Annotated in this window: 18 protein-coding genes; 9 read left to right on the plus strand and 9 right to left on the minus strand. The window is 63.8% G+C overall.

Translation table 11 applies throughout. The features are described 5' to 3' along the window. Positions 1-213 precede the first annotated feature (213 nt). The 4 genes from C7440_RS00420 (at position 214) to C7440_RS00435 (ending at position 5089) form a co-directional block, all read left to right on the plus strand. Positions 214-1431: an amino acid ABC transporter substrate-binding protein gene (locus tag C7440_RS00420; RefSeq protein ID WP_116517032.1), complete on the plus strand. Its 1218-nt coding sequence runs from the start codon at positions 214-216 to the stop codon at positions 1429-1431. Between the two features lie 163 nt (positions 1432-1594). Continuing rightward, positions 1595-2452 carry a branched-chain amino acid ABC transporter permease gene (locus tag C7440_RS00425; protein ID WP_040548778.1) on the plus strand — a complete coding sequence of 286 codons (858 nt, stop codon included), beginning with the start codon at positions 1595-1597 and terminating at the stop codon, positions 2450-2452. A gap of 2 nt (positions 2453-2454) precedes the next feature. Then, complete coding sequence (locus C7440_RS00430) at positions 2455-4362, plus strand: branched-chain amino acid ABC transporter ATP-binding protein/permease (RefSeq protein ID WP_017524062.1); 1908 nt, start codon at positions 2455-2457, stop codon at positions 4360-4362. After that, the gene (locus C7440_RS00435) at positions 4355-5089 is read left to right on the plus strand and encodes an ABC transporter ATP-binding protein (protein WP_017524063.1); all 735 of its coding nucleotides are present in this window, start codon (positions 4355-4357) and stop codon (positions 5087-5089) included. Before C7440_RS00430 ends, C7440_RS00435 begins: the two co-directional genes overlap by 8 nt. Before the next feature lie 123 nt (positions 5090-5212). Here the strand turns inward: C7440_RS00435 and C7440_RS00440 are convergent, their stop codons facing one another. Both C7440_RS00440 and C7440_RS00445 read right to left on the minus strand, forming a co-directional pair. Beyond that, positions 5213-6151, minus strand: coding sequence for a VOC family protein (locus C7440_RS00440; RefSeq protein ID WP_017524064.1), 939 nt, complete (start codon positions 6149-6151; stop codon positions 5213-5215). Positions 6152-6216: 65 nt separating this feature from the next. Then, positions 6217-7056: a fumarylacetoacetate hydrolase family protein gene (locus C7440_RS00445; protein ID WP_017524065.1), complete on the minus strand. Its 840-nt coding sequence runs from the start codon at positions 7054-7056 to the stop codon at positions 6217-6219. Between the two features lie 187 nt (positions 7057-7243). On the opposite strand from C7440_RS00445, the gene C7440_RS00450 reads away from it, so the two are divergent. Continuing rightward, the gene (locus C7440_RS00450; protein WP_017524066.1) at positions 7244-7921 is read left to right on the plus strand and encodes a GntR family transcriptional regulator; all 678 of its coding nucleotides are present in this window, start codon (positions 7244-7246) and stop codon (positions 7919-7921) included. Between the two features lie 93 nt (positions 7922-8014). On the opposite strand, the gene C7440_RS00455 is transcribed toward C7440_RS00450, so the two are convergent. From C7440_RS00455 to C7440_RS00470, 4 genes are all read right to left on the minus strand, one after another. Continuing rightward, positions 8015-9622: a tannase/feruloyl esterase family alpha/beta hydrolase gene (locus tag C7440_RS00455; RefSeq protein ID WP_116517033.1), complete on the minus strand. Its 1608-nt coding sequence runs from the start codon at positions 9620-9622 to the stop codon at positions 8015-8017. 299 nt (positions 9623-9921) lie between these two features. Next, complete coding sequence (locus C7440_RS00460; RefSeq protein ID WP_116517034.1) at positions 9922-11103, minus strand: FAD-dependent monooxygenase; 1182 nt, start codon at positions 11101-11103, stop codon at positions 9922-9924. 133 nt (positions 11104-11236) lie between these two features. Further along, complete coding sequence (locus tag C7440_RS00465; protein WP_116517035.1) at positions 11237-12265, minus strand: aromatic ring-hydroxylating dioxygenase subunit alpha; 1029 nt, start codon at positions 12263-12265, stop codon at positions 11237-11239. 67 nt (positions 12266-12332) lie between these two features. Further along, positions 12333-13040 carry a TetR/AcrR family transcriptional regulator gene (locus C7440_RS00470; protein WP_116517036.1) on the minus strand — a complete coding sequence of 236 codons (708 nt, stop codon included), beginning with the start codon at positions 13038-13040 and terminating at the stop codon, positions 12333-12335. A 232-nt stretch (positions 13041-13272) separates the two neighbouring features. Between C7440_RS00470 and C7440_RS00475 the strand changes: the two genes are divergently transcribed. Beyond that, complete coding sequence (locus C7440_RS00475; RefSeq protein WP_116517037.1) at positions 13273-14265, plus strand: ABC transporter substrate-binding protein; 993 nt, start codon at positions 13273-13275, stop codon at positions 14263-14265. Positions 14266-14724: 459 nt separating this feature from the next. On the opposite strand, the gene ada is transcribed toward C7440_RS00475, so the two are convergent. After that, a complete protein-coding gene (ada, locus tag C7440_RS00480) occupies positions 14725-15816 on the minus strand; it encodes a bifunctional DNA-binding transcriptional regulator/O6-methylguanine-DNA methyltransferase Ada (protein ID WP_017524945.1) in 1092 nt (363 codons plus the stop codon). Positions 15817-15982: 166 nt separating this feature from the next. Here ada and ppc point away from each other — a divergent pair, with 166 nt between their 5' ends. Beyond that, positions 15983-18856, plus strand: coding sequence for a phosphoenolpyruvate carboxylase (ppc, locus tag C7440_RS00485; RefSeq protein WP_017524944.1), 2874 nt, complete (start codon positions 15983-15985; stop codon positions 18854-18856). Between the two features lie 102 nt (positions 18857-18958). Here ppc and C7440_RS00490 read toward each other — a convergent pair whose 3' ends face one another. After that, positions 18959-20269, minus strand: a complete 1311-nt coding sequence (locus C7440_RS00490) for a short-chain fatty acid transporter (protein WP_017524943.1) — start codon at positions 20267-20269, stop codon at positions 18959-18961. Between the two features lie 91 nt (positions 20270-20360). Here C7440_RS00490 and C7440_RS00495 point away from each other — a divergent pair, with 91 nt between their 5' ends. Continuing rightward, entirely contained in the window at positions 20361-20921 is a 561-nt protein-coding gene (locus tag C7440_RS00495; RefSeq protein WP_116517038.1) for an MgtC/SapB family protein, read from the plus strand. 6 nt (positions 20922-20927) lie between these two features. Here C7440_RS00495 and C7440_RS00500 read toward each other — a convergent pair whose 3' ends face one another. Beyond that, positions 20928-21905, minus strand: a complete 978-nt coding sequence (locus tag C7440_RS00500) for a LysR family transcriptional regulator (RefSeq protein WP_116517039.1) — start codon at positions 21903-21905, stop codon at positions 20928-20930. A 114-nt stretch (positions 21906-22019) separates the two neighbouring features. Here C7440_RS00500 and mdcA point away from each other — a divergent pair, with 114 nt between their 5' ends. Continuing rightward, entirely contained in the window at positions 22020-23675 is a 1656-nt protein-coding gene (mdcA, locus tag C7440_RS00505; RefSeq protein ID WP_116517040.1) for a malonate decarboxylase subunit alpha, read from the plus strand. Positions 23676-23769: the final 94 nt, after the last annotated feature.

The raw sequence follows: 23769 nt of genomic DNA on the forward strand, positions 1-23769 counted from the left end.
TTGCGGGCTTTGCGTTATGCATGGAAACCCTGATTTCCTTTTCATCCTGACAATATATACTTTTGACAAGATTGTATATTTTGGTGCGGCTTGTCAATATAAGAAACACATGGCGCCCGCCGCATCCGGTACCTGACACAACGAAGCCGCCAGAGCTTCGCCGCTTTGAACAACGACTAATCGAAAGCAAGGCATTCCAACCAGGAGACAAACATGACGATCGATCGACGTGCCTTTATGGCCGCACTCAGCGCAATGGGCGCGGGGGCGCTCGTACCCACCGCTTTTGCGCAATCGGGCGGCAAGCCCTCGGGCGACCCCGTGCGCATTGGCGGCACGCTGGCCCTGACGGGCCCGCTGGCATCCACCGGTCTTGTGCACAAGCTTACCGGCGAAATCTATGTAGACAACCTCAACAAGCGCGGCGGCCTGCTTGGTCGCCCGGTCGAGTGGGTGCTTAAAGACGACCAGTCCAAGCCCGACGTGGCGCGCACGTTGTACGAGCAGCTCATCACCTCCGACAAGGTCGACCTGCTGATCGGGCCCTATGCCACCGGCAACATTCTTTCGGCAATGGGCGTGGCCCAGCGCTATAAAAAGATGCTGGTCCACCATACCTTCGGCATTCCCAAGCTGGCCAAGTACGAATGGCAGTTTCCCGCCTGGTCGTTGGGGCCCAACCCCGACATCACCACGCCCGAGCTCGTGTTCGACATGATGGCGCAGTCCCAGCATCCGCCCAAGCGCATCGCCATTGTCACCAGCAAGTTTCCCTCGGTGCACTTTGTGTCGATGGGCGCGCGCGAAGTCGCCAAGCAAAAAGGCCTCGAAGAAGTGCTGTTCCTCGAATGGGATTTCGGCAATCGCGACTACGCTCCCATTGCCGGCCGCATCAAAGAGGCCGATCCCGACTTCCTGTTTGTAGGCTGCCTGGGCCTCGAGGGCGCCCAGCTACTCGACGCGCTCAAGAAAATCGACTACCGGCCGCGCAACCACTTTCACCTGTACCCGGCGCCGGGGCCCATGGTCAAGTCGCCCGACGCCGATGGCGCGCTGGCGATCACCATCTTCGAATCGCATTCTCCCTTTACCGACAATCCGGTTGCCGCCGAGTTCGTCGAGCAGTTCCGCGAGCGCGCCACCAAAGCCAACCTGCCCGAAACCTCCGTTGAAACTCAGGCGGCCGCATCGTTCTCGGCCTGGCAGATCATCGAAGCCGCGGTGGCCGCAAACAAATCGCTCGAAGACGAAAAGCTGGCCACCTGGCTGCGGGCCAACACGGTCGATTCCATCCAGGGCAAGCTGCGCTTCAACGAGCAAGGCAACTTCGGCGACAACCTCGGGCGCGTCAAGCAGGTGCAGAACGGCCAGTGGCTTACCGTCTGGCCCAAAGACTGGGCGGCTCCGGGCGCCACGCTCAAGACTTCTTGATGGCAAGCAACACCGCCATGCCGGCCCTTGGCCCGCATGGCGTCCGGATCGGGGCACGGGCGCAGCCTGCGGGGGCTGCTCCGTGTCATGGTCCACCCCCAAGCGGGGGCATTCCTGCCTTGAAGCCGCCCGGCGGCCAAAAAAATTCATGTTTGCATAGCTGATGAATCTACCAAGCTCCACTTTATTGGCCCAATCCATTCTGGCGGGCATCTTCACCGGCGCGCTGTATGGGCTTCTTGGGCTTGGGCTGAGCCTTTCCTGGGGGCTGCTGCGCCAGATCAACCTGGCGCACTTTGCCCTGGCCTTCCTGGGCGCCTATCTTACCTACCAGTTCGCCAGCTACGGCGGCGTGGACCCCATGCTGACGCTGCTGATGATCGTGCCGCTTTTCTTCGTGCTTGGCGTCGCCGTGCATTGGGTGCTGGCGCGATTCAAGGTTACGCCGTTCAATTCGCTGCTGATCACCTTCGGCCTGACCATCATCATCGAGGCCCTGCTGCAATGGATCTGGACCGCCGACTACCGGCGGCTCGATTCCAGCTATGCCGAACACCGCTACCGCATCGGCGAGCTGTTCCTGCCCTTGCCCGAGCTCATCACGCTGGGCCTTAGCGTGGCCATTTCGGTGGCCATCTGGCTGGCGCTCAAGCGCAGCGACCTGGGCAAGGCACTGCGCGCGGCGGCCGAAGACGCGCCCATCGCCGCCGCCTTCGGCATCAACCAGCGGGCGCTGGCCCTGATGCTTTCGGGCCTGAACGCCTCGCTGGCCGGCATCGCCGGCGTATGCATCGCGCTCAGCTTCACCCTGGCGCCGTCGCAGATATACACCTGGATAGGGGTGGTGTTCGCCGCGGTCATGCTGGGCGGCCTGGGCCGGCCCATGGGGCCGCTTATCGCGGGCTGCATCATCGGCGTCTCCGAGGCCGTTACCATGGCGGTCGCATCGCCCTCATGGGCGCCGCTGGTGTCGTTTTCGCTGCTCATACTCGTACTGCTCGTGCGTCCAGGAAGGGCCTGATCATGCGCCGCTCCATCATTCTTGTGCTGTTGGCCGGCGTCATGCTGGCCGTCGTGCCCTACCTGGGTCTGCCGGCCTTCTACGAATCAGTGCTGTACCTGATCTTTCATTGGGTGGCGCTGGCCACTTCCTGGAACATATTGTCGGGCTACTCGGGCTATTTTTCATTTGGCCATGGCGCGTTCTACGGCATAGGCATGTACACCACGGCTACGCTTACCAGCCAGTTCGACATGCCCTTCCTGTGGACGCTTCCGCTGGCGGGCCTGTTTGCCGCGCTGTTCGGCGCCGTGCTGGGCGTGGTGTCGTTCCGGGTCAAGGCGGTGCGGGGCGAGCTCTTCGCGCTGCTTACGCTGGCCGCCACCTTTGTGGTGGCCACCATCGTGCTCAATACGCCCATCGACGGCGGGCAGGGCGTGTATCTTAGCGCCGTGCCCATGCCCGAGTTCGGCCCTTCGCCTTCCGGAACCTTTTATCTGCTGGCGCTGGCCGCCGCCGTGGCCACCATCGTTATCGCGCTCGTCATCTACTACGCCCGCTTCGGCCTTGGCCTGTTCGCCATTCACGACGACGAAGACGTAGCCGAGGTAATGGGCGTGCCCACCTTCAGGTACAAGGTGGCGGCCTTTGCGCTGTCCTGCGCCCTGGCCGGCGTGGTGGGGGGCATACAGGCGATGTTCGTGTCGTATGTCACCACGGGCGACGTCTTCACCGTGGCCATGCCGCTTACCGTGGTGCTGATGAGCGTGCTGGGGGGCACGCGGCACTGGCTGGGCCCCGCCGTGGGCGCGCTGGTCATCACGGTGCTGCTGTACAGCTTTACCGCCGGCGACAGCGCCGTGCTGGGCAAGGTGGCCATGGGCGTCATTCTGGTGGGCGTCATCCTGTTCATGCCCGAGGGCATCCTGGGCCAGGCGCTCAAGTACTTCGGCCGCAAGCCGCAAGACAAGGCGGCGGTGGTCTCGCTGCCTCCATCGGCCCTCAATGAACAGGCGCGGGCCGATGCCGCCAGGCAAGCCGACCAAACTGCGGCCCATCAGTCCGGTTCGCCCGTGCCTGCAGAGGCCTCCTTGGATACGCGTGTGCTGCCTGCGAGCCGAGGCGGCCTGCCCGGGGCGGATATCCCGGCGTCGTCCGGCGAGCCGCTGCTTGTCGCGCGCGACGTCGCCAAGTCGTTTCGCGGCGTCAAGGCGCTGAAGGGCGTCAGCCTCGAAGTGCGGCGCGGCGAAATCCTTGGACTGCTGGGGCCCAACGGCTCGGGCAAGTCCACCTTCATCAACGTGGCCAGCGGGCATTTCCCCGCCACCTCGGGCAGCATCGTGTTCCGCGGCCAGGAACTGGTCGGCATCAACGCCCACCGCATCGCCCGCTGCGGCGTTTCGCGCACCTACCAGATACCCAGGCCCTTCGCCCACCTTACAGTGCTTGAAAACGTGGCCCTGCCGGCCATGTTCGGGGGGCAACTGGTCGAGCGCAGGCAGGCCGAAGAAGACGCCTGGCGCTGGCTCGAGTTCACGGGCCTGGCGGCGCGCGCTCACGTACTGCCCGAAGACCTCAACCTGCACCAGCGCAAGTTCCTCGAGTTTGCCCGTGCCCTGGCCGCCCAGCCCCAGCTGCTGATGCTCGATGAAGTGCTGTCTGGCCTTACGCCCGCCGAGATCGACGAAGCCGTGGCCCTGATACAGCGCATACGCGCGCAAGGCACCACCATCCTGTTCGTCGAGCACGTCATGCGCGCGGTCATGGCGCTGTGCGACCGCATCGTCATTTTCAATCAAGGAGAAGTCCTGGCCGAAGGGCCGCCGGCCGAAGTCATGGCGCGCCCCGACGTGGTGTCCGCTTACCTGGGCAAGCCCATCGACGAAGGCCGAGATTCCTCCAACGCTACCGGAGCTCCCGCCCATGCTTGAGGCCCAGACCATCCGCGTGGCCTACGGCGCGGCAACCGCCCTGTGGGACGTTTCTCTCGATGTCGGCGCGGGCGAATTGCTGTGCGTGGTAGGCCCCAACAGCGCCGGAAAGACCACCCTCATCAACGCCATCGCGGGCCTGAACCGCATCAGCGCGGGCAAGCTGTTGTTCGACGGCAAGGATATCTCCCGCCTGCCGCCGCATCGCTTCTGCGCGGCGGGCATTGCGCTGGTGCCCGAGGGGCGGCGCCTGTTCACCGAAATGACGGTGCGCGAGAACCTCGAGCTGGGCAGCTACATCGGCCCGGCCCGCGCGCATCGTGCCGATTCGCTCGACCGCGTCTGCGCCCTGTTTCCGGCCCTGGTGCCCAAGCTCGAAGACCCGGCGGGTTCCCTGTCGGGCGGCCAGCAGCAGATGGTGGCCATCGGCCGGGCCCTGATGGCCAGGCCGCGCCTGTTGCTGCTTGATGAACCCTCGCTGGGCCTGGCGCCCAGCATCGTGCTCGACATGTTCCGTGTCATACGCGAGATCCACGCCGAGGGCATGGCGGTGCTGCTGGTAGAGCAGAACGTCACCATGGCGCTGCAGGTGGCCCAGCGGGCCGCCGTGCTTGAAGAAGGGCGCATCGTGGCTTCGGGCACGCCCGACGAACTGCTGGCCCGCCCGGAACTGCGGCGGGCCTATCTGGGGCTGGAAACCGAAGAGGCGGCTCACAGCGGCCTATAGCGCAGGGCCCGCCACGCAAGAACGTGGCACGTGGCAAGGCCATGCCTGTTCGGGGCGTGCCGGCGCCGGGGGCTTTCAAAGGGCGAAAAAGGCCGTGGAAGCGGCCTTTTCAGTTTGGGTGCATCAGGCCTGGACAGGGGCCTCGGTGTTGAAGATGAAGTCGCTGGGCACGTCGGGGCCCCACAGATACATCGAGTCTTCAGGCGGGTAGTCGCCCGCAGCCCAGGGCTTGTCGGCCGAAACATAATCGATGTCGGCCGAGTATTCTGAAAACGAGCCCCAGGGGTCTTGCACGTAGTGGAAATAATTGGAACCCAGTACATGGCGGCCTGTGCCCCAGCCGTGCTTGTAGCCCACGTCGTTCATCTGGCTGGCGCCGCGGCCCACGTCGTCAAGCGAGGCGACATCCCACGAGCAATGGTGCCACCCCTTGGCGGAGCTTTTGGCGAAGGCCAGCAAATGGTGGTCGCAGCCGTGCGGCGCATGGGTGAAGGCGATGATGTCCAGCGATTTGTCCGACAGCCGCAGGCCGACGGCATCGCCGTAGAACTGCACGGCGCGCAGTACGTCGGGCGTGAACAGCAGCACGTGGGACAGCCGCCGCGGCCGAACTGTTTTGCCTTCAGAGCGCGCATGGGCGCCGCGCTGGTTTGCGTCGGCAACAGGAACATGAAAGGGGGCCTTGCCGGTGGGCATGGTTCGCGGGCCTTCCTTGACCTGCACCAGATTGCCGTCGGGGTCATGAAACCAGATGCCCTCGGCGTTCTTGTGCGGCGAGGGCCGGTCGAAATCGGCGCCCGCCGCGCGTGCCTGGGCCTCGATGGCCGGCAGCTCGCCTTCAAAGCAGGCAAGGCTCAGGTAAGCCAGGGATTTATGGTCGGAGGCCAGCAGCCGGCCCCAGCGATGATTGTCGGCCGCCCGCATCTGGATTTCGTTGCCGCCGCGTTCGATCTGCAGGCCGAAGTTTCCGAAGAAATGTTCGGCCTGGTCCAGAGAGGGCACGTTGAGGGCGAAGTGGTCGATGGAATGGATGGCCGTGGTGCCGACGGGTTGAGCTGACATGTCTTCCTCCGTGCGTCGGAAAGAGGGGGCCTGTATGTAATGGGTTTCGGCCCCCTTGGGTTGTATTACGCTTCGTCTTTGATGGGGTTGCGCAGCGTGCCCAGTTTTTCGACCGTGACCTCGCAGACGTCGCCGCCGCGCATCAGCAGCTTGGGATCGCGCGCCCAGCCGATGCCGGCCGGCGTGCCCGAAACGATGACGTCGCCGGCCTCGAGGGTGATGGCTTCGCTGATGATGGAAATAAGAGTGGCCACGTCGAAGATCATGTCGGCGGTGCTGGCCGACTGAACCACCTTGCCGTTGAGGCGGGTTTCGATCTTGAGGCCCTTGGCGCCCGCGGGCAGTTCGTCGGCGGTGACCAGGTCGGGGCCGAAGCCGCCGGTGCCGTCGAAGTTCTTGCCCACTGTCCATTGGGGCGCCTTGAACTGGTATTCGCGTATGGAGCCGTCATTGAAAATGGAATAGCCGGCCACGCAATCGAGGGCGTTCTCTTTGGAGATATAGCGGCCGCCCTTGCCCAGCACCACGGCTACTTCGCCTTCGTAGTCGAGCGAGTCGGACAGTTTGGAGCGGATGATGGGCTGGTCGTGCGCCACCAGGCTGGTATGCAGGCGCAGGAACAACGTGGGATAGTCGGGCTGTTCGTAAGGGCTTTCGGCCGTGTGGTCGGCGTAGTTCAGGCCGACACAGATGATTTTGGTGGGCCGGGAAAGCGGCGGCAGCAGGCGGGCGTCGGCCGCCTTGACGGTTTGCGTTGCCTTGCGGCCCTTGGCGTAGCTGGCCAGGTCGGTGCCGGCGGCCAGCAGGGATTCCAGGCTTTCGGCGCCGATGACGTCGATGTCGCCTTGCTGGTTGCGCACGCCCAGGGCGGGCTTGCCGTTGAGTTCAATGGATACGTACCGCATGAAGACCCCTTTTCTTATGAGAACAGCTTCTGGTGGATGAGAAATTGAGAAATGCCGATGCGACAAATCCTATTCCAAAATATATACAAAATCAAGTTTTGTAGATTAATTTTGCGGGCATGGTTAAAATAGCCCCCATCCGCCCTGTGGCCGTGCCAGGGGCCTTCGACTTGATCCCAGAACCGAATTGAGCTCCGATCCCACTACCGCCCGCACCACGGCCTCGTCCTTGCAGTTCGCCATACGGCAAGACCTCATCAATGGCGTGTTTCCGGCCGGCGCCAAGCTGCGCATACGCGAACTGGCCGAGCGCTACGACGTCGGCACCATTCCGTTGCGCGAGGCCTTGTCGCGCCTGTGCAATACCGGCTTCATCGACGCCATCGACCAGAAGGGCTTTCGCGTCTCAGACGTATCCGAAGACGAGTTGCTCGACATCACCCGCACGCGCCAGCAGCTTGAATCGCTGGCCCTGCGCGAGGCCATCTCGCGCTGCGACGGCGCCTGGGAAGGCCGGGTGCTGGCCGCGTATCACCAGTTGAAGCGCCTGCCGCTGCATCTGCAGGGCCCCGGCAAAGACATCAACCCCGAATGGGAGCGCGCGCACGACGCCTTTCACGAAACGCTGATATCAGGTTGCGAGTCGAAGTGGCTCAAGCGCTTTTGCGCCACCATGCGCGAGCAAACGGCCCGCTACCGGGCCTTGTCGGCGGGCATCGGCCACGCCGAGCAGCGCGATGTCGACGCCGAGCACGCGGCCATTGTCGACGCCATCGTGCAGCGCAACGCCGATCGCGCCTGTCAGTTGCTGTCGGACCATTTTGCGTCAACCACCCGATTGGTGGCGCGGCTGTTGCAGGAATAAAAGTCGGCGTAGCGTCTGTCGGCTGTGCGTGTATCGTGATTCGGGCCGGATCCTGCGCAACCAGGATCCGGCCCGGCTTGAATCAAGACGCGCTCAGCTTGCTACGCAGGCGAAGCTCTCTGCTTTGGTTTCGTCGCCGCCCATATAGCGCGGGAAGAGCGGATACTGGCATGCCGGCCGTTGGGATGAAGGCTCGGTTGCGCCCTGTTCGAAATGAGAGCCGATGAGCTGTTCGGGCGCCTTCCCCGTTTCGACCCAGTCGTCGATGACTCCGACAAAGTCGATTTCTCCTGCGCCTGGGCCGTCCAGGTTGTGGCCTATTCCCGGGGAAGTCACGAAGCGGACGAACTCGCTGTATTCTATCTTGCCCAAAGCCTCTTCGACGGACTTCAGATAGTCGACGGTTCTGTAAAGGGAAACGCAAGTGTCGCTCAGACCGTACCACACAAGCAGTTTTCCGCCGTTTGCATGGAAGGCCGATAGATCCGGATTGGTGGCATCCAACTCTTTGGCCAGTCGCATGTACTCTGCCTGATAAAGCGTCGGATCATGGCTCATGAGCGTTGCATCGGGATCATTTTCGACGACTCTGGCGGCTTCGTCGCCCACCATGTAATCAAAGGATGCGGGTTCCTCGAACGAGCGGCCGAACAGATATGAGGCCCAGTCGGAGGTCGAGGCGCCACCGCGTCCAAAGCGGGGGTAACCTCGCTGGCCTTGTGTGAATTCGACGGACAGTTCTTTGTCTGCGTAAACGAGACGTATGGTTTCGATCTGGCCGGCGGTCAGGCAGCTGTCGTTGCTTGCACCCGTGCACAGCAGTTCGTCAGGCACGTAGTTGCACGCCTCGACGTTTCCGATGATGCCGTCTTCCAGCCCGTCCAGACCGTCGCAGGCGCGTGTTTCCGCTTCGGCGTAGAGTTTGATCTGCGCAGCGTTCAACCAGTTGTCGCGGTTGCTGAAGATATGCTTCATCAGGACGCCGCCGACGTTGACTTCGTGAGCCTGCTGGCTGATCGCGGGTTCTAAAGCAACGATGCCGTGATAGTCTTCTGGGAACATCTGAGCTGCTGCCAGACCTGAGCGGCCGCCGTTCGACTGACCGATCATATAGCGGTGTGTCGGTTCCTTCTTGAAGAAATCCTGGGCTACTTGCACGCCGACCTGCAGTGCCAGGTGGTTGGCCATATAGCCGTGATTTTTTAGCGCATCATCATCGACCGCCCATTCGAACCCTTGGGATTGGTGGCCCGAGTCTGAGCTGATCCGAACGAACTTATTGGCTGCAGGCATGGTGAATGCCTGGATATAGCCTTCGTCTGTGGGAATGAATCCGTCGAAAGCCCCACCCCCAACTGTCAGCGTTTTCCCGTTCCAGTCTTCGAACTCGGGCAGTTCTACGGCCCAAAGTATGGTGGATGTGTCCGAGGTGACGATTTCGCCGCGGACAATGCATGCCTCGGTCATGTTTCCTGTTGCGGCGCGGATCTCGGTAGAGGTGACCTTGGCGCCGTTGGGCAGTGAGTCGGACGTATAGCTGGGGCACGCCTGTGCCAGAGGCAGCGGCGTCTTAGAGTCTTTGTCATTTCCACTGCTGCCGCCGCATGCGGCCAGGCCAAGCAATACTCCTGTTCCAATGGTGGTCGCCAGGCTTTTACATATCCAGCCACGCCTGTCTGTACCAGTTCTGTGCTGATGCATGCTGTCTCCTTCCCTGAGGGGAGCTAATTTATAGTTTGGTTTTATTTCTTACGTGCAACTATAGTTGCACGCATGCGTAGTGTTAACCAGATAAACAATATTAAGAACCAGGGATTACCCGAACGCAGGCGGTCGTAGTTGATATGGACGCATAGCCGACACAGGGCGCCGCCGCATGACAAGGGGGCGCTACCGGCGTCAAGTTCGCACACGAGCAAGGAGATGTCGCGGCGCACAGATGTGCGTGCCCCGAGGTGTGATTCGAGGCGGTAAAAGAAGGGAGCTTGCTTTGGTGGCGGCTAGATAGCCCGCTCCTCTTCCCGCAGCGCCTGCAGCCGCGCGTAGAAATTGTCCACATGGGCCTGGGCGGTGTCGCGCATGGCCGCATTGCGGGCCTTGCAGCTTTCGGGGTCTTCGACCGCGCCCGCTTCGCCGACCTGGCGCGAGGCGTCTTGCACGAACTTGCACATGGGGTGGCGGCGTTCGCCGAAGCGCCGCAGCAGTTCGGGCACGCTGGGCGCGGTTTCGTCCAGCATGCGGCCCAGCACCACGGCGTCCTCGATGACCATGGCGCCGCCCTGGCCCATGAAGGGGGTGGATGCATGGGCGGCATCGCCGATTAACAGGGCGCGCCCCTGGTTCCAGGGCAGGGGCGCGGCCACCTCTTCCACCACGGTGTACAGCACTTCGGTTTCCGGCGAGACCTCGTCCAGGAAGCGGCGCACGGGCCCGCCGAATTCTGCGAACTTCTCGCGCATGGTCGCGGGCCAGTCTTCGCGCGCATACCAGTGTTCTTGGGGCTCGGGAACCGTGCCGAAGATATAGAGCTTGTCGTCGCTGATGGGCATGATGCCCAGCCGCTTGCCCACCCCCATCATCATGATCTTCGCCTCCACGTCGGCGGGCCGTTGATGCACGCTGCGCCATACCCCGAAGCCGGTGTTGCGGGGCTGGATGGTGGGGTACAGAAGGCCCCGCAGCTGCGAGCGTATGCCGTCGGCGCCGATGACCAGGTCGTACTCGCCGCTGCCGCCGTCAGACAGGACGGCGTGCGCGGCCTGTTCTTCGGATCCCACGTCCAGGTCGGCTAGGGTGGTGCCCAGCTTTATGCCGACGCCCAGCGCCTCTAGCCGGGTGGCGAGAATGCGGTGGATTTCGGCGCGCTTGATGCCCAGGATGGGCGGCACGTTTCCTCCGATAGAGGGGTAGTAGACGTCGACGATGGGCTCGCCCAGATGGTCCAGATAGATGTTCTTGCCGTCGCCTATGCCGAAGCCCGAGGCAAGAATCTCGTCCAGTACGCCCACTTCGCGTAGCGCTGCCAGCCCGTTGCTGTACACGAAGATGCCCGAGCTCTGAAAGCGCCATTCGTCCTGCTTGTCTACAAGGGTAACGGCGACGCCGCGGCTGGCCAGCGTGATGGCGGCGGAGCATCCGGCGATACCGGCGCCGCTGATGAGGGCATTCTTGATCTGGGGCATGATGGGGTGCGTCTGCGCGATGGATGGATAGTGGATAAAACGGCAACAGGCGTTGAGCGACAGGCCCCGGTGTGTTGGGCGGCAAGGGGAGCCTGCCGGTTAATGAAGCCGGCTCAATGAAGCCGACTTCGGGTTACGAAACGGATTCTGCCTGCACCGGCTCGTGGCCGCGGAGTTCGGCCGCCTCCAGCCGGGCCAGGATCTTGTGCGCCGCGGTCACGGCCTTGTCGGCCTTCAGCGCCATGTCGGGCGCGCCGCCCGTAAGGGCCTTCATGGTCTGCTGGGCTTCGGCGATTTCAACGTCTTCGCTGTGTACCTGGCGCGCGCCTTCATCCAGCTTTTGCGTGAGCGCTTCGTCGTCGATGCGGAAGTTTCGCGCCATGGCGATGAAGTAGTGATGCGAAGCCTCGGTTTCGGGTGTGATGAAGTGATCGGCGCGAAGGTCGACCTGGGCCTCGTCGTTTTCATTGCGGGCCAGCACATTGACGAAGCAGGGCGGCCGCCACTCGGCCAGCTGGGTGCGGTCGATGGGCTCCTTCAGCTCGCGCCAGGCCTTGTGGGCCGGGGCCTGCATGGTGTTCTTGAATACCCGCCGCGTGCTGACGTAGGCGTCTTCCACGGTAACCTGCAGCGGGTCGCCCTCGAGGCGCCTGGAGTCGAAGCCTATGGAATCGGCATGCAGGAAGGCCACGTGCGACAGGTCGAGCAGGTTATCGTTCATCAGCACATGGGCGCTTTTTACATGGAAATACTGGGCGATGTCGCCGTTCCAGCCTTCGTCTTCACGCCATGGCAGGCTGGGCAGGCTTGCGGCATCGGCCAGCGCGTGTTCGCCGGGCCAGATCCAGACCAGGCCGTAGCGCTCGGTACAGGGATAGCTCTTGATATGCGCCCGTGGCGGGATGACGTCTTGCGAGGGAATGTGCGTGCAGCGGCCTTGTGCATTGAACTCCATGCCATGGTAGCGGCAGCGCAGCACCTTGCCGTCGACCGAGCCCATCGACAGCGGCGCCTGCCGGTGCGGACACACATTGCGCAGCATGGCGACGCTGCCGTCGTCCTGGCGGAATATAACCACGGGTTCGCCGCAGATAATGCGCCCCAGGGGCTCGGAACCCAACTCGCGGCTGGTGCAGGCCACGTACCAATAGTTCTTCAGCATGCTTTCATCCCCGCCGTTGAAACGGCGTTCAAGGCCATGTTGCTCGATTAATTCACGATAGAGTGAATTATTGACCCTTGCGCCGGCCTTTGTCAATGCCGGTGGGGGCGGCGGGATCTGGGGCCGAGATGCCGTGCAGGATAAGGTCTGTCACGAAGGAGACGTAGCGCGACTTGAGTTCATCGATGTCGGCGTTTTCGCCAAAAAGCTCATGCAGCAAGGGCTTGGCTGAGACAAAGAATTCGGTCAGGCCGATCATGGCGACATGAAGCAGGCGCGGATCGATGGGCCGTATGGGTCGCGAAGGCTGGTCGTGCAGCATCGAGACGGTAAGCCGCATGCCCCGGGTGGCGATGCGGCCCAGCAGGTCTTCGCCGTCGCCGTCGTTGCCCTGGCCGTAGATCTTGTCCAGCACCAGCCTATGGAAATGGGGGTTGGACTGGATGACGCCGATCATGCTTTGCAGGCGTCCGGCCAGTTTTTCTTCTAGCGGAGCGCTGCTTTCCATCGTGGCGCGGGCTGATTCCTGCCCCCGGTCGACCAGTTGCTTCACCACTTCGCGCAGCAGATTGTCTTTGTTGCCGAAGTAGTAGCGAATAAGCGCGGGATGGACGCCGGCCCGCGCCGCCACGCCCGCCAGGGTAAGGGTTTCGGGCGACGAGACGCGCAGCTCTTCGACGGCCGCCGCCAGCAGGGCTTCGCGCCCCACCGTGCCTTCGGCGTCGGGGCGGCCCTTGGTTCGGGCCTTGGTTTTTCTGGTCGTTGCTGCGCTCATGATCGGAATGTCGGGTATTGGGCGCCGCCTTTTAGACAGTGTGGCTGCCCTTTTAGTGTTAACAGGCCCTAGGGGTTTACACGGAAGATGACGTATTGTCGGCTCGATGGCATAGACTCGCAAATATTATCTCCATATAATTCTCGCTCGAACGAATTAAATATGGAAGCTGTGATTCGACAGGCAGCATACGAAAAGCAGCCCGAAACAGAGCACTCATACGGGGACACATATGAAGAACATCAAGCGCACATTGGGCCGCTTCCTGAAGGCGACCGTCCTGGCGTCCGCGGCGGCCGTAGGCAGCGTCCAGGCCCAGGAAAAACCGGTTGAAATCACCTATTTATTGCCCGCTCCGGCGAATGCCATTGCCTTCGCGCCCTTGATGCTGGCCCAGCACAAGAACTACTATGCCGACGCCGGGCTGCAGGTCAAGTTCGTCTCGGTCAAGGGCGGGGCGGACGTCGGCAAGCAGCTGGGGGCGGGCAACGGCCAGCTGGGCGGCGCCCTGGGCGACACCCCCATCATCCTGCGTCAGAACGGCATTCCCGTAAAAGGCGTGGCGCTGCTGGGCGGCAAGGCCTTGCACCAGCTCGTAACGCGTGCCGACCGCCACATCGACAACCCCGCCGACCTGAAGGGCAAGACCATTACGGTCATGTCCTATCAAGACACCTCTTTCTTTGCCACCCTGGCCGTACTGGCCAAGGGCGGCCTTACGCGCGAAGACGCCAACGTCCAGGCGGCCGGCCCCACCGGAATCTGGCAACTGGTGGCAAACGGCAACGCCGACGGCATGGTCGGCGCCCCCGAAATGGGCGCCGTGGCCGAAGAGGCCGGCACCGAGCTCAAGTGGCAGTCAACCGGCGACTTCTTCCCCGGCATGGCCCAGGCCGTGCTGGCTTCCGAAGACATGATCAAGCAAAACCCCGAGGTCATACGCAAATTCGTCGCCGCCACCCTCAAGTCGCTGGCCGAAGTGCGCGACGACCCCGAAGCAGCCGCCAAGGCCTACATCGAGGCCCAGCCCGTCTACAAAGGCCGCGAGGAACTTGTCAGCAAGGTCATGGCCTACTACGCCAAGAACGTCTACCCCGGCCAGAAAGTGCTGGGCCAGTTCAACCCCGAGCGCGTGGCGGCCCTGCAAGAGTTCTATCTTCAGCAAGGCATCATCGACAAGAAGCTCGACGTGAACGACGTCTTCACCAACGAGTTCGTGCAATAAAAGGCGCTCGCAAAATTACCTGCGGCGCCCCGGCCTCATAGGCCCAGGCGCCACGGCCATGCGGTCCTCAAACGCAAGGGGAGATCGAAACTCGGCACCAGTATCGGGTGCCAAACGCTCGCTTAAGCTCCAAGGCAGCAAATTGCAGAAGCATCCAGGGCAAGGGGCGGGGCAGCCTTTTTCAGTCCGTCCAGCGTGCGCCGAATTTCTCTGCTTGGGTCGGGGGCTTTCGGCGCCAGCCTGTCTGAATCCCGAAGCGCGTAGCGCTGAGGTTGAGTTCTGCCGCCGCCCGGCCCAAGCAGAGAAATTCGGGAAGCCCGAAGGGCCGCATGATGCGGACTGAAAAAGGCTGCCCCGCCCCTTGACCGGGTCAAGAACTTGCACGCTCGAGGTGCCAAAGTAACGGGAAAGCGCTCATCCCTAACGCCACCTTCCGCAGTCCCTCGCCCAGCCAATAACTCAAGCCTCCGCCTCCCTCCGCAGCAACTCCCGCTTGCGCTCCACCCCCCACCGATACCCGGTAAGATCCCCATCCCGCCGCACCACCCGATGGCAGGGAATCGCCACCGCAATCGCATTCGCCCCGCAGGCCCGCCCCACGGCCCGCACCGCATTGGGCGCCCCGATGCGTCGCGCAATATCACTGTAGCTGGCCGTGTCGCCGGCCGGTATCTCGCGCAACGCCTGCCACACCCTTTGCTGGAACGCCGTGCCTCGTATGTCCAGAGGCAGGTCCAGTCCGATAGACGGCGCCTCGACAAAACCCACCACGCGGGCCACCATTGCCTCGTACTCCGCATCGCCGCCCACCAGCTCCGCCTTCGGGAACCGGTCTTGCAGATCGCGCACCAGAAAATCAGGATCATCGTCGATGAGTATGGCGCAGATGCCCCGCTGGCTGCTGGCCACCAGGATCGCGCCCAGCGAGCACTGCGCCACCGCAAAGCGGATCACCGAACCCGCGCCGCCACCGCGATACTCGCCGGGACGCATGCCCAGCAGGCTTTCCGAGGCCTCGTAGAACCGGCTGCTGGAATTGAACCCCGCATCGAACAGCGCGCGCGTAACCGAGGCATCGGGCCGCGCAAGCTGTTCGCGCAGCTTGCGGCCCCGATGGGCGGCTGCATAGGCTTTGGGCGTCAGCCCCGTCTGGGCCTTGAACACCCTGTGGAAATGGAAGGGGCTCAGGCCAGCCTGCCGCGCCAGCATTTCCAGCGTGGGCGGCGTCTCGGCCGACTCGATCGCTTGGCAGGCCCGGGCGATCAACAAGGCGCGCTGGTCGCGTTCGCCGGGAGTCGGCTCGCCGCTGCGGCGGCTGGCCCGGTAGCCGGCGGCTTCCGCCTGTGCCGGCAAAGAAAAAAACTCGACGTTCTCGCGCCTGGGCCGCCGGCCCGGCGCGCCCGGCCGGGCATACACCCCGGTGCTGCGCACCGCGTAGACGAAGTGCGCATCCGCATTCGCGTCGCGCTCAACCACGGCGCGCCAGCGGGCTTCGTCGGTGGCATAGGCGCTGCGGGTGGGGTTGGCGGGTTTCATGGCGATGTGTTCCATGGCTGTGGGCTCTTGGCCGGAGAAAGACACAGCTCAAGAGTAGTACAAGAAATCGAACAGGGATTCCGGATTCTTGCGGTCCAATTCGGGGGCCGCAAGGTCAATCCTGCTAAAGTTGTGGGCTGTGTCAGGCAACAATATTCCAAAACAAAACCAGGACGGGTTCATGAGACAGGTTTCGCCAGTTGGGTCATTCTTCGCCGATTCAGACGTTCCGCCGCTGCGCGCCTATGTGCGGCTGCTGGGCCGGACACTGGGCGAAGCCATCAAAGAATGCGAGGGCCAGCGGGCCTTCGACGTGGTCGAGAAGCTGCGGCAGGTGGCGGTGCGGCTGCGGCGCGAAGGCAATGTGCGCGACGGCCGCGCACTGGAACGCCAGATCGCCCGCCTGACCGACGACCAGGCCACCCAGACCGCGCGCGCCTTTGGATATTTCCTGCATCTTTCCAATATTGCCGAAGACCGCGACCAGATACAGCGCCGCCGCCGCCAGGAGCTCGCCTCGCATGCGCCGGGCCGGGGCAGCCTTCAGCATACTCTGGACGTGCTGCGCGGCCACGGCGTAGGCAAGGCGCGCATACGCCGCTATCTTGAAACCGCCGTCATCGCGCCCGTGCTCACGGCCCACCCCACCGAGGTACAGCGCAAAAGCACCCTGGACCTGCATCGCGCCATTGCCGAGCAGCTGGCCTTGTGCGACGAGGCGCTCACCGAAGCCGAAAGGATGCGCGTCAGGCAGCGCCTTACAGGCCTGGTGGCCACACTGTGGCAAACCCGCATGCTGCGCCAACAAAAGCTTACGGTGCTCGACGAGATCGACAATGCGCTGTCTTATTACCGCAGCACCTTCCTCGATGCCATTCCGCGCCTGTACCAGGATTTTGCCGACCGGCTGCAGCCGGCGCGCCGTTCCGTGTTCGACGTCGATGCGCGCATGCTGCCGCCTTTCCTGCGCATGGGCAGCTGGATAGGGGGCGATCGCGACGGCAATCCCAACGTCGATGCCGCCGCCCTCGAGCAGGCGCTGCTGAAGCAAAGCGCATGCGCCATGGAGCATTACCTGGCCGAGATCAAGGTGCTGGGCACCGAACTGTCGCTGTCACAGTCGCTGGCCAAGCCCTCGGCCGCCTTGCAGGAACTGGCCGGCCAAAGCGGCGACACTTCCGCGCACCGAAGCGACGAGCCCTACCGGCGGGCCTGCATCCACATCTATGCGCGCCTGGCCGCCACGGCGCAGGCCCTGCTGGGACGCTCGCTGGCGTTGTTTCCCACCTACGCGGCGCCTGCCTACGAGGGCCCCGAAGCGCTGCTGCACGACCTGGACGCCATGGCGCAATCGCTGCGGGCCCAGCACGGCGCGCTCATTGCCCGCCTGCGCCTTGATGGCCTGCGCCAGGCGGTGGCGGTATTCGGCTTCCACCTGGCCACCCTCGACTTGCGGCAAAGCTCGGACGTGAACGAACGGGTGGTGGCCGAACTGCTGCGGGCGGCGGGCACCAAGCATGGCGGCAAGGCCGTGGACTACGCCCGGCTGGACGAAACCGCCAGAATCGAACTGCTGCGCCAGGAAATCCGCCAGCCCCGGCCGCTGGTGTCGCCGTGGCTGCGTTATTCAGACGAAACCGAGAAAGAGCTTGCTATATGGCGCATGGCCGCCCAGTGCCGCCGCCGCTTCGGCGAGCGCTCCATTGGGCAGGCCATTGTGTCGCACACCGAAACGCTCAGCGACCTGCTCGAAGTATTGCTGCTGCAGCAGGAAACAGGCGTTTGCGCGCCACCCGGCCAGGCCCGCCACGACGACGGCGGCGGCCTGATGGTGGTGCCGCTTTTCGAGACCATCCCTGACCTGGAGCGCGGGCCCGAGATCATGGACGAGTGGCTGGGCCTGCCCGAAGTGGCCGAGCGCGTGCGGCGCGACCAGGCGGGCGTGCAGGAAGTGATGCTGGGCTATTCCGACAGCAACAAGGACGGCGGCTACCTTACGTCCAACTGGACGCTGTACTGCGCCGAGCGGCGGCTGGTCGAGGTGTTCAAGGCGCGGCGCACCCGGCTGCGCCTGTTCCACGGCCGTGGCGGCTCGGTGGGCCGCGGCGGCGGCTCCAGCTTCGACGCCATCGTGGCCCAGCCGCCCGGCACCGTCAACGGCCAGATACGCCTTACCGAACAAGGCGAGGTCATCCAGGCCAAGTACAAGGACGTCGAGGTGGGCAGCAGCCACCTCGAGTTGCTGGTGGCGGCCACGCTCGAGGCCAGCCTGACGCCTTCGCGCACCTTCGCCCATGCCGAAGAAGACTATATGGCCCGTTTCGGGGGCGGCATGCATCACATGTCGGACCTGGCCCAGGGCGCCTATCGCAGCCTGGTCTATGAAACCCCCGGCTTTGCCGAATACTTCTTTTCCGCCACGCCCATTCTCGAGATCGCGGGCCTGAACATCGGCTCGCGACCCGCCGCCCGCAAGCCCGGCCAGAAGATCGAAGACCTGCGCGCCATTCCCTGGGGATTTTCATGGGCCCAATGCCGTCTGCTGCTGCCGGGCTGGTACGGCATGGGCACGGCCTTGTCGCACTATGTCGAGCACGGCTGCGAAGGCGCGCCCGCGGGCGCCGAACAGCGGTTGGAGCTTTTGCGCGACATGGCCCGCTCGTGGCCGTTCTTTCGCACCTTGCTGTCCAACATGGAGCAGGTGTTGGCCAAGGTCGACCTCAGCATTGCCGGCCGCTATGCCGACCTGGTGCCTCAGAAGGCGCTGCGCGAGCGCATATTCGGCCGCATCCAGGCCGAGTTCGACCTGACGGTGGAGATGTTCAAGGCAGTGGCCGGCCATGAGCTGCTGGCCCATGACGAGGCACTGCGCGCCGCGCTTGACGAGCGCTTCGCCTATGTCGACCCGCTCAATCGATTGCAGGTCGAACTGCTGCGGCGCCTGCGCGGCAACACGCGGCGCCGTCGCAGTACCGAGGCGGTCGAAAGCGAGATCCAGAGTGGGATTCACCTGACCATAAACGGAATCGCCGCGGGCTTGCGCAACTCGGGCTAGGCGGGCAAATGGCGTGGCCCCGGCTGCGACCGGGCAGGGGCGGGACCACGTTTGCCGACATTGCAGGAAGGTTCTTCGTACGTACAGGAAGGTACGCGGAACTTACAGGAAGGTCAGGCCCAGCGAGATGATCACGCCCGAGACGAACAGCTGGATCAGGCAGTAGCCCATGATGTCCTTGGCCTTCAGCCCGGCGATGGCCAGCACGGGCAGGGCCCAGAAGGGCTGCAGCATATTGGTCCATCCGTCGCCCCAGGCCACGGCCATGGCCGCGCGCGGCATGTCGGCGCCCAGTGCTTGCGCCGAGGCAATCACCACGGGGCTTTGCACCGCCCACTGTCCGCCGCCCGAAGGCACGAAGATGTTGACCAGGCCCGCGCTCATGAAGGTCCAGAAGGCCAGCGTTTTGTCGGTGGCCAGGGATACTATCCATTCCGACAGCGTGGCGGCCAGGCCGGATTCGATCATGATGGCCATGATGCCGGCGTAGAAGGGAAACTGGATCACAATGCCGGCGCCGCCTCGTATGGCCTGGTTCAGGCTGTGCAAGAAATGTCGCGGTGTGCCATGCAACAGGCCCGCCAGCATCAAGAAAGAAAAATTGATGATGTTCAGGTTGAGGGTTCCGCTGCTGATGACGAAGTAGTGGAACATATAGGCCAGGCCCGCAAGGCCGATGACCAGGGCCAGGAGCCGGCTGTTCTCGAGCTTGTCCGCGGGCCGGTCGTTGGTGCTCTCTGCTTCATCCTCTTCGGCCAGCAGCGCGGGGTCGACATAGACGCTTTCTTCGGGGCGCGGAAGCATCAGGCGGTTGACCAGGGGCACGGCGACGAACAGCGCGATGACGATGGCGACGTTGAACAGCGCAAATATGGTGTCCGAAGTGGGAATGATGCCGATCTGGTCTTGCGAGAAATGGCCCTCTGTCGCGATGGTAAGGGGCACCGAGCCCGAGAGTCCGCCATGCCAGACCAGAAAGCCCGAGTACGCGCTGGCCACCAGCAGCCGGTAATCGACGCGCACTTGTCGGGCAAGCTCTTTGGCGAACAGCGCGCCGATGACCAGGCCGAAGCCCCAGTTGATCCAGCTTGCCGCCAGGGCAACGACGCTGACGAGGATGATGGCGCTTCCGGCGCCCCGCGCCAGCCGCGCCAGGCGGGTCAGCAGCCGGCGGATGGGCGGCGTGCTGGCCAGCATGTGGCCAGTAAGCAGCACCAGCAGCATCTGCATGGTGAAGCTGAGCAGCCCCCAGAAGCCGTCGCCCCAGATCTGGATGATCTGCATGGGGCTTTGCTGTTCTACCAGCATGGCCGCAAGCGCCGCTACAATGGTCAGCAGCAGTACAAAAATATACGGATCGGGCAGATATCGTTCTACGAGCTTGACCGAACCCCGGGTAATGGCATGGAACATCTTGCTTCTCCTATAAGCTTGCTTTTCCCGTCGCGCTGAATGCTGATCCAGCCCGACGGGGGGCGTCACATTGAAGGAACTCTTCCTCATTATGCACGACGCGTTCGCGACCATCTGGGTTACGATTGTTCAAGAGTTCTCCGACGTCGCCGACCTGGCCGATGCCACCCGCATCATGGTGCGCTTGTTGATGGCCGTGCTGCTGGGCGGGCTCATCGGCTACGAGCGCGAACAGCAGCGCAAGGCGGCCGGCCTGCGCACCCACATGCTGGTGGCCCTGGGGGCCGCGGTGTTCGTGCTGGCCCCTGCCGAAAGCGGCATGGAAATCGCCGACATGAGCCGTGTACTGCAGGGCGTGGTGGCCGGCATCGGCTTCCTGGGGGCGGGCGCCATCATTAAGCTCGACCAGGCCGGCATCATCAAGGGGCTGACTACGGCGGCCTCCATCTGGATGGCCGCCGCCATCGGCATCACTGTGGGCCTGGGCCGCGAAACCACCGCCATCATGGCCACGGCGCTGGCCTTGTTCATTCTGATTGTGCTGCGCTGGGCCGAAGACAACCGTCAGGGCCGCGACGAGCCCTCGGCATCCGGTCGCGGCGAACAGGCCAAGAGCGCATGGAAAGAGGGCCCGGCAGAGAAGGACCGCTAAGGCCGATCAGCAACGAGCCGTATCGGCGGGCGGATTGGGTGGCCGATCTTGGCGCACGCCGTCTCGGTGCCGATCGTTCCTCAAACCGTACGCTTTGCATTCCGCGGCCAGCGCCTGAAGATTTGGGTCGTGCTCGCGGCTGCCGGGCAGCATCAGGGCGATGCGCTGGCGCGAACGATAGCGGGGCTGCAGCGTCTTCAGGCAGACCCGGTCGCTGAAGGCCGCCACCCGCCCGGGCAGCAGGCTGCAGCCCATGCCCTGGCCCACAAGATTGATCAGCGAAAAAATATCGCCCACCTGCATCGCCACGTCGGGCTCGTAGCCGGCCAGCCTGAAGGTGTTCATAAAGCTTTCCGAGGTAACGAAACCGGCGCCCAGCATGACGAATTTTTCATTGCGGGCCGTGGCCAGGTCGATGTCTTTCGTGGCCGAGGCATAGCGCGACCCGGCCGGTGCGGCAAAGTACAGGGCGTCTTCGAACATCGGTACCGAGAGCAGGCCGGGGTGTTCGGGTGGTTCATTGGCGCCCACGATAATGGCGTCGAGCCTGCCGTTCTGCAGCGATTCGATCAAGCCCCGGCTCGAGTCCATGGAAAGGTCCACGTGCAGCTCGGGCCGGCGCAGCTTCAGGCCGATGATGACCTGCGGAATGCAGTGCAGGGTAAGCGAATAAAGCGAGCCGATGCGCAGCCGCGGCGTGTTGACGCCGGCCATGTCCCGCACTTTTTCCAGCCCCTGGCGGCATTCGTCCAGGCAGCGCCGCGCATGGCCGGCAAAGGCGTAGGCGGTGTCCAGCGGCTGCAGGTTGCGGCCTTCGCGGCGAAACAGCGGGCAGCCTACCGCGTCTTCCAGCGTATGCAGGGCGCGGTGCACGCTGACCGTGCTCAGTTCCATTTCTTCGGCGACGCGCGCCAGGTTGCCCAGGCGCATGAAGGCCAGGAAGATGTCGAGCTTGCGCAGGGTCAGGGTGTCTTGCGGGTTCATGCGGCCTCCGGCCTTAATTATTAGCATAAGCGTAATGAATATGCCATCAGCTTGATTGATGCCGGCCGCTTCCGCAACTAAGGTGGGAGTCTGCCGATTCTTTAAGAAGCCGTCATGAATACCCTGCCTGAAACGCGCTGGAACCGGCGCGCCATCGAAAAGCAGCGCCGCCTTGCCCGCGTGGCAGGCCTGGCCCGGGGCGCGGTGTTGCCCACCCACAGCATCACCCAGGCCCTGCAGCAGCTGTTGAACCCCGGCGACCGCGTGGTGCTCGAGGGCAACAACCAGAAGCAGGCCGACTTCCTGGCGCGCTCGCTGGCGCGCGCCGACCCTGGTGTGCTGCACGACTTGCACCTGATCATGCCCAGCGTCAGCCTGCCCCAGCATCTCGACCTTTTCGAGCGCGGCATTGCGCGGCGGCTGGACTTTTCCTTTGCCGGCGCGCAAAGCCTGCGCATCTCGCAGCTGCTGCAAGACGGCCGGCTCGAGATCGGCGCCATCCACACCTATGCCGAGCTCTACGCCAGACTGTATGTGGACCTGATTCCCGACGTGGTGCTGGTGGCGGGCTATATGGCCGACCGCCAGGGCAACCTGTACACAGGCCCCAGCACCGAAGACACGCCGGTCCTGGTCGAGGCGGCCGCCTTTCGCAACGGCATCGTCATTGCCCAGGTGAACCAGGTGGTGGACGATCCGGGCGAACTGCCGCGCGTCGACGTGCCGGGGTCGTGGATCGATTTCGTGGTGCAGGCCGACCGGCCCTTCTTCATCGAACCCCTGTTTACCCGCGACCCGCGCCTGATCAAGCCCGTGCACGTGCTGATGGCCATGATGGCCCTGCGCGGCATCTACGAGCGGCACGAGGTGCGCTCGCTGAACCACGGCATCGGCTTCAACACCGCTGCCATCGAGCTCATTTTGCCCACCTACGGCGAAAAGCTGGGGCTGAAGGGCCGTATCTGCCGCAATTGGGCGCTTAATCCGCACCCCACCCTCATTCCCGCCATTGAATCGGGTTGGGTCGAAAGCGTGCATTGCTTCGGGGGCGAATCGGGCATGGAAGACTATGTGGCGGCGCGCCCCGACGTCTTCTTCACGGGGGCCGACGGCTCCATGCGCTCCAATCGCCTGCTGTGCCAGCTGGCGGGCCAGTACGCCGTCGATCTTTTCATCGGCTCCACCCTGCAGATGGATGGCCAGGCCAATTCCTCCACGGTCACCAAAGGGCGGCTTACCGGCTTTGGCGGCGCGCCCAACATGGGACACGACCCGGGCGGTCGGCGCCACGCCACGCCGGCCTGGCTGAGCCTTGTCGAAGGGCAGGACGGCCTGGCCAGGGGACGCAAGCTTGTGGTGCAGATGGTAGAGACCTTTCAAGAGGGCGGCCGGCCCACCTTCGTCGAAACGCTCGATGCCGTGCAGGTGGGGCAAGACACCGGCATGCCGCTGGCGCCCGTCATGATCTATGGCGACGACGTGACCCATGTATTGAGCGAAGAGGGCATTGCCTACCTGTACAAGGCGCGCTCGCTCGATGAACGCAAGGCGATGCTTGCCGCTGTTGCGGGCGTTACGCCCACGGGCATGCGCAGCGATGCCGCCCAGGTGCGCCGCATGCGCAGCGAGGGGCTGGTCGCCTTCCCCGAAGACCTTGGCGTGCGCCGGGCCGAGGCCAGCCGTTCCCTGCTGGCGGCCAAGAGCGTGGCCGATCTGGTCGAATGGTCGGGCGGGCTTTATAAGCCGCCGGCCCGATTCCGGAGCTGGTGATGGACGGCATTTTTCGTTCCGAACCGTGGGGGGATGGCACTATTACCAATCGGGTGGCCCCCAAGGAACGCCATGTGCATAGGGCACTTCCCAC

The sequence above is a fragment of the Pusillimonas noertemannii genome, assembly GCF_003096595.1.
Classification (GTDB): Bacteria; Pseudomonadota; Gammaproteobacteria; order Burkholderiales; family Burkholderiaceae_B; genus Pusillimonas; species Pusillimonas noertemannii.

Excerpts from the sequence above, each read along its gene's own strand:
- C7440_RS00495 (WP_116517038.1), top strand. The coding sequence starts at position 20,361 with ATGCACGACGCGTTCGCGACCATCTGGGTTACGATTGTTCAAGAGTTC.
- C7440_RS00470 (WP_116517036.1), bottom strand. The coding sequence starts at position 13,040 with ATGAGCGCAGCAACGACCAGAAAAACCAAGGCCCGAACCAAGGGCCGC.
- mdcA (WP_116517040.1), top strand. The coding sequence starts at position 22,020 with ATGAATACCCTGCCTGAAACGCGCTGGAACCGGCGCGCCATCGAAAAG.
- C7440_RS00425 (WP_040548778.1), top strand. The coding sequence starts at position 1,595 with ATGAATCTACCAAGCTCCACTTTATTGGCCCAATCCATTCTGGCGGGC.
- C7440_RS00490 (WP_017524943.1), bottom strand. The coding sequence starts at position 20,269 with ATGTTCCATGCCATTACCCGGGGTTCGGTCAAGCTCGTAGAACGATAT.
- C7440_RS00440 (WP_017524064.1), bottom strand. The coding sequence starts at position 6,151 with ATGTCAGCTCAACCCGTCGGCACCACGGCCATCCATTCCATCGACCAC.
- C7440_RS00465 (WP_116517035.1), bottom strand. The coding sequence starts at position 12,265 with ATGCTGAAGAACTATTGGTACGTGGCCTGCACCAGCCGCGAGTTGGGT.
- C7440_RS00445 (WP_017524065.1), bottom strand. The coding sequence starts at position 7,056 with ATGCGGTACGTATCCATTGAACTCAACGGCAAGCCCGCCCTGGGCGTG.
- C7440_RS00455 (WP_116517033.1), bottom strand. The coding sequence starts at position 9,622 with ATGCATCAGCACAGAACTGGTACAGACAGGCGTGGCTGGATATGTAAA.
- C7440_RS00460 (WP_116517034.1), bottom strand. The coding sequence starts at position 11,103 with ATGCCCCAGATCAAGAATGCCCTCATCAGCGGCGCCGGTATCGCCGGA.
- C7440_RS00500 (WP_116517039.1), bottom strand. The coding sequence starts at position 21,905 with ATGAACCCGCAAGACACCCTGACCCTGCGCAAGCTCGACATCTTCCTG.
- ppc (WP_017524944.1), top strand. The coding sequence starts at position 15,983 with ATGAGACAGGTTTCGCCAGTTGGGTCATTCTTCGCCGATTCAGACGTT.
- C7440_RS00430 (WP_017524062.1), top strand. The coding sequence starts at position 2,455 with ATGCGCCGCTCCATCATTCTTGTGCTGTTGGCCGGCGTCATGCTGGCC.
- C7440_RS00420 (WP_116517032.1), top strand. The coding sequence starts at position 214 with ATGACGATCGATCGACGTGCCTTTATGGCCGCACTCAGCGCAATGGGC.
- C7440_RS00435 (WP_017524063.1), top strand. The coding sequence starts at position 4,355 with ATGCTTGAGGCCCAGACCATCCGCGTGGCCTACGGCGCGGCAACCGCC.
- C7440_RS00475 (WP_116517037.1), top strand. The coding sequence starts at position 13,273 with ATGAAGAACATCAAGCGCACATTGGGCCGCTTCCTGAAGGCGACCGTC.
- ada (WP_017524945.1), bottom strand. The coding sequence starts at position 15,816 with ATGGAACACATCGCCATGAAACCCGCCAACCCCACCCGCAGCGCCTAT.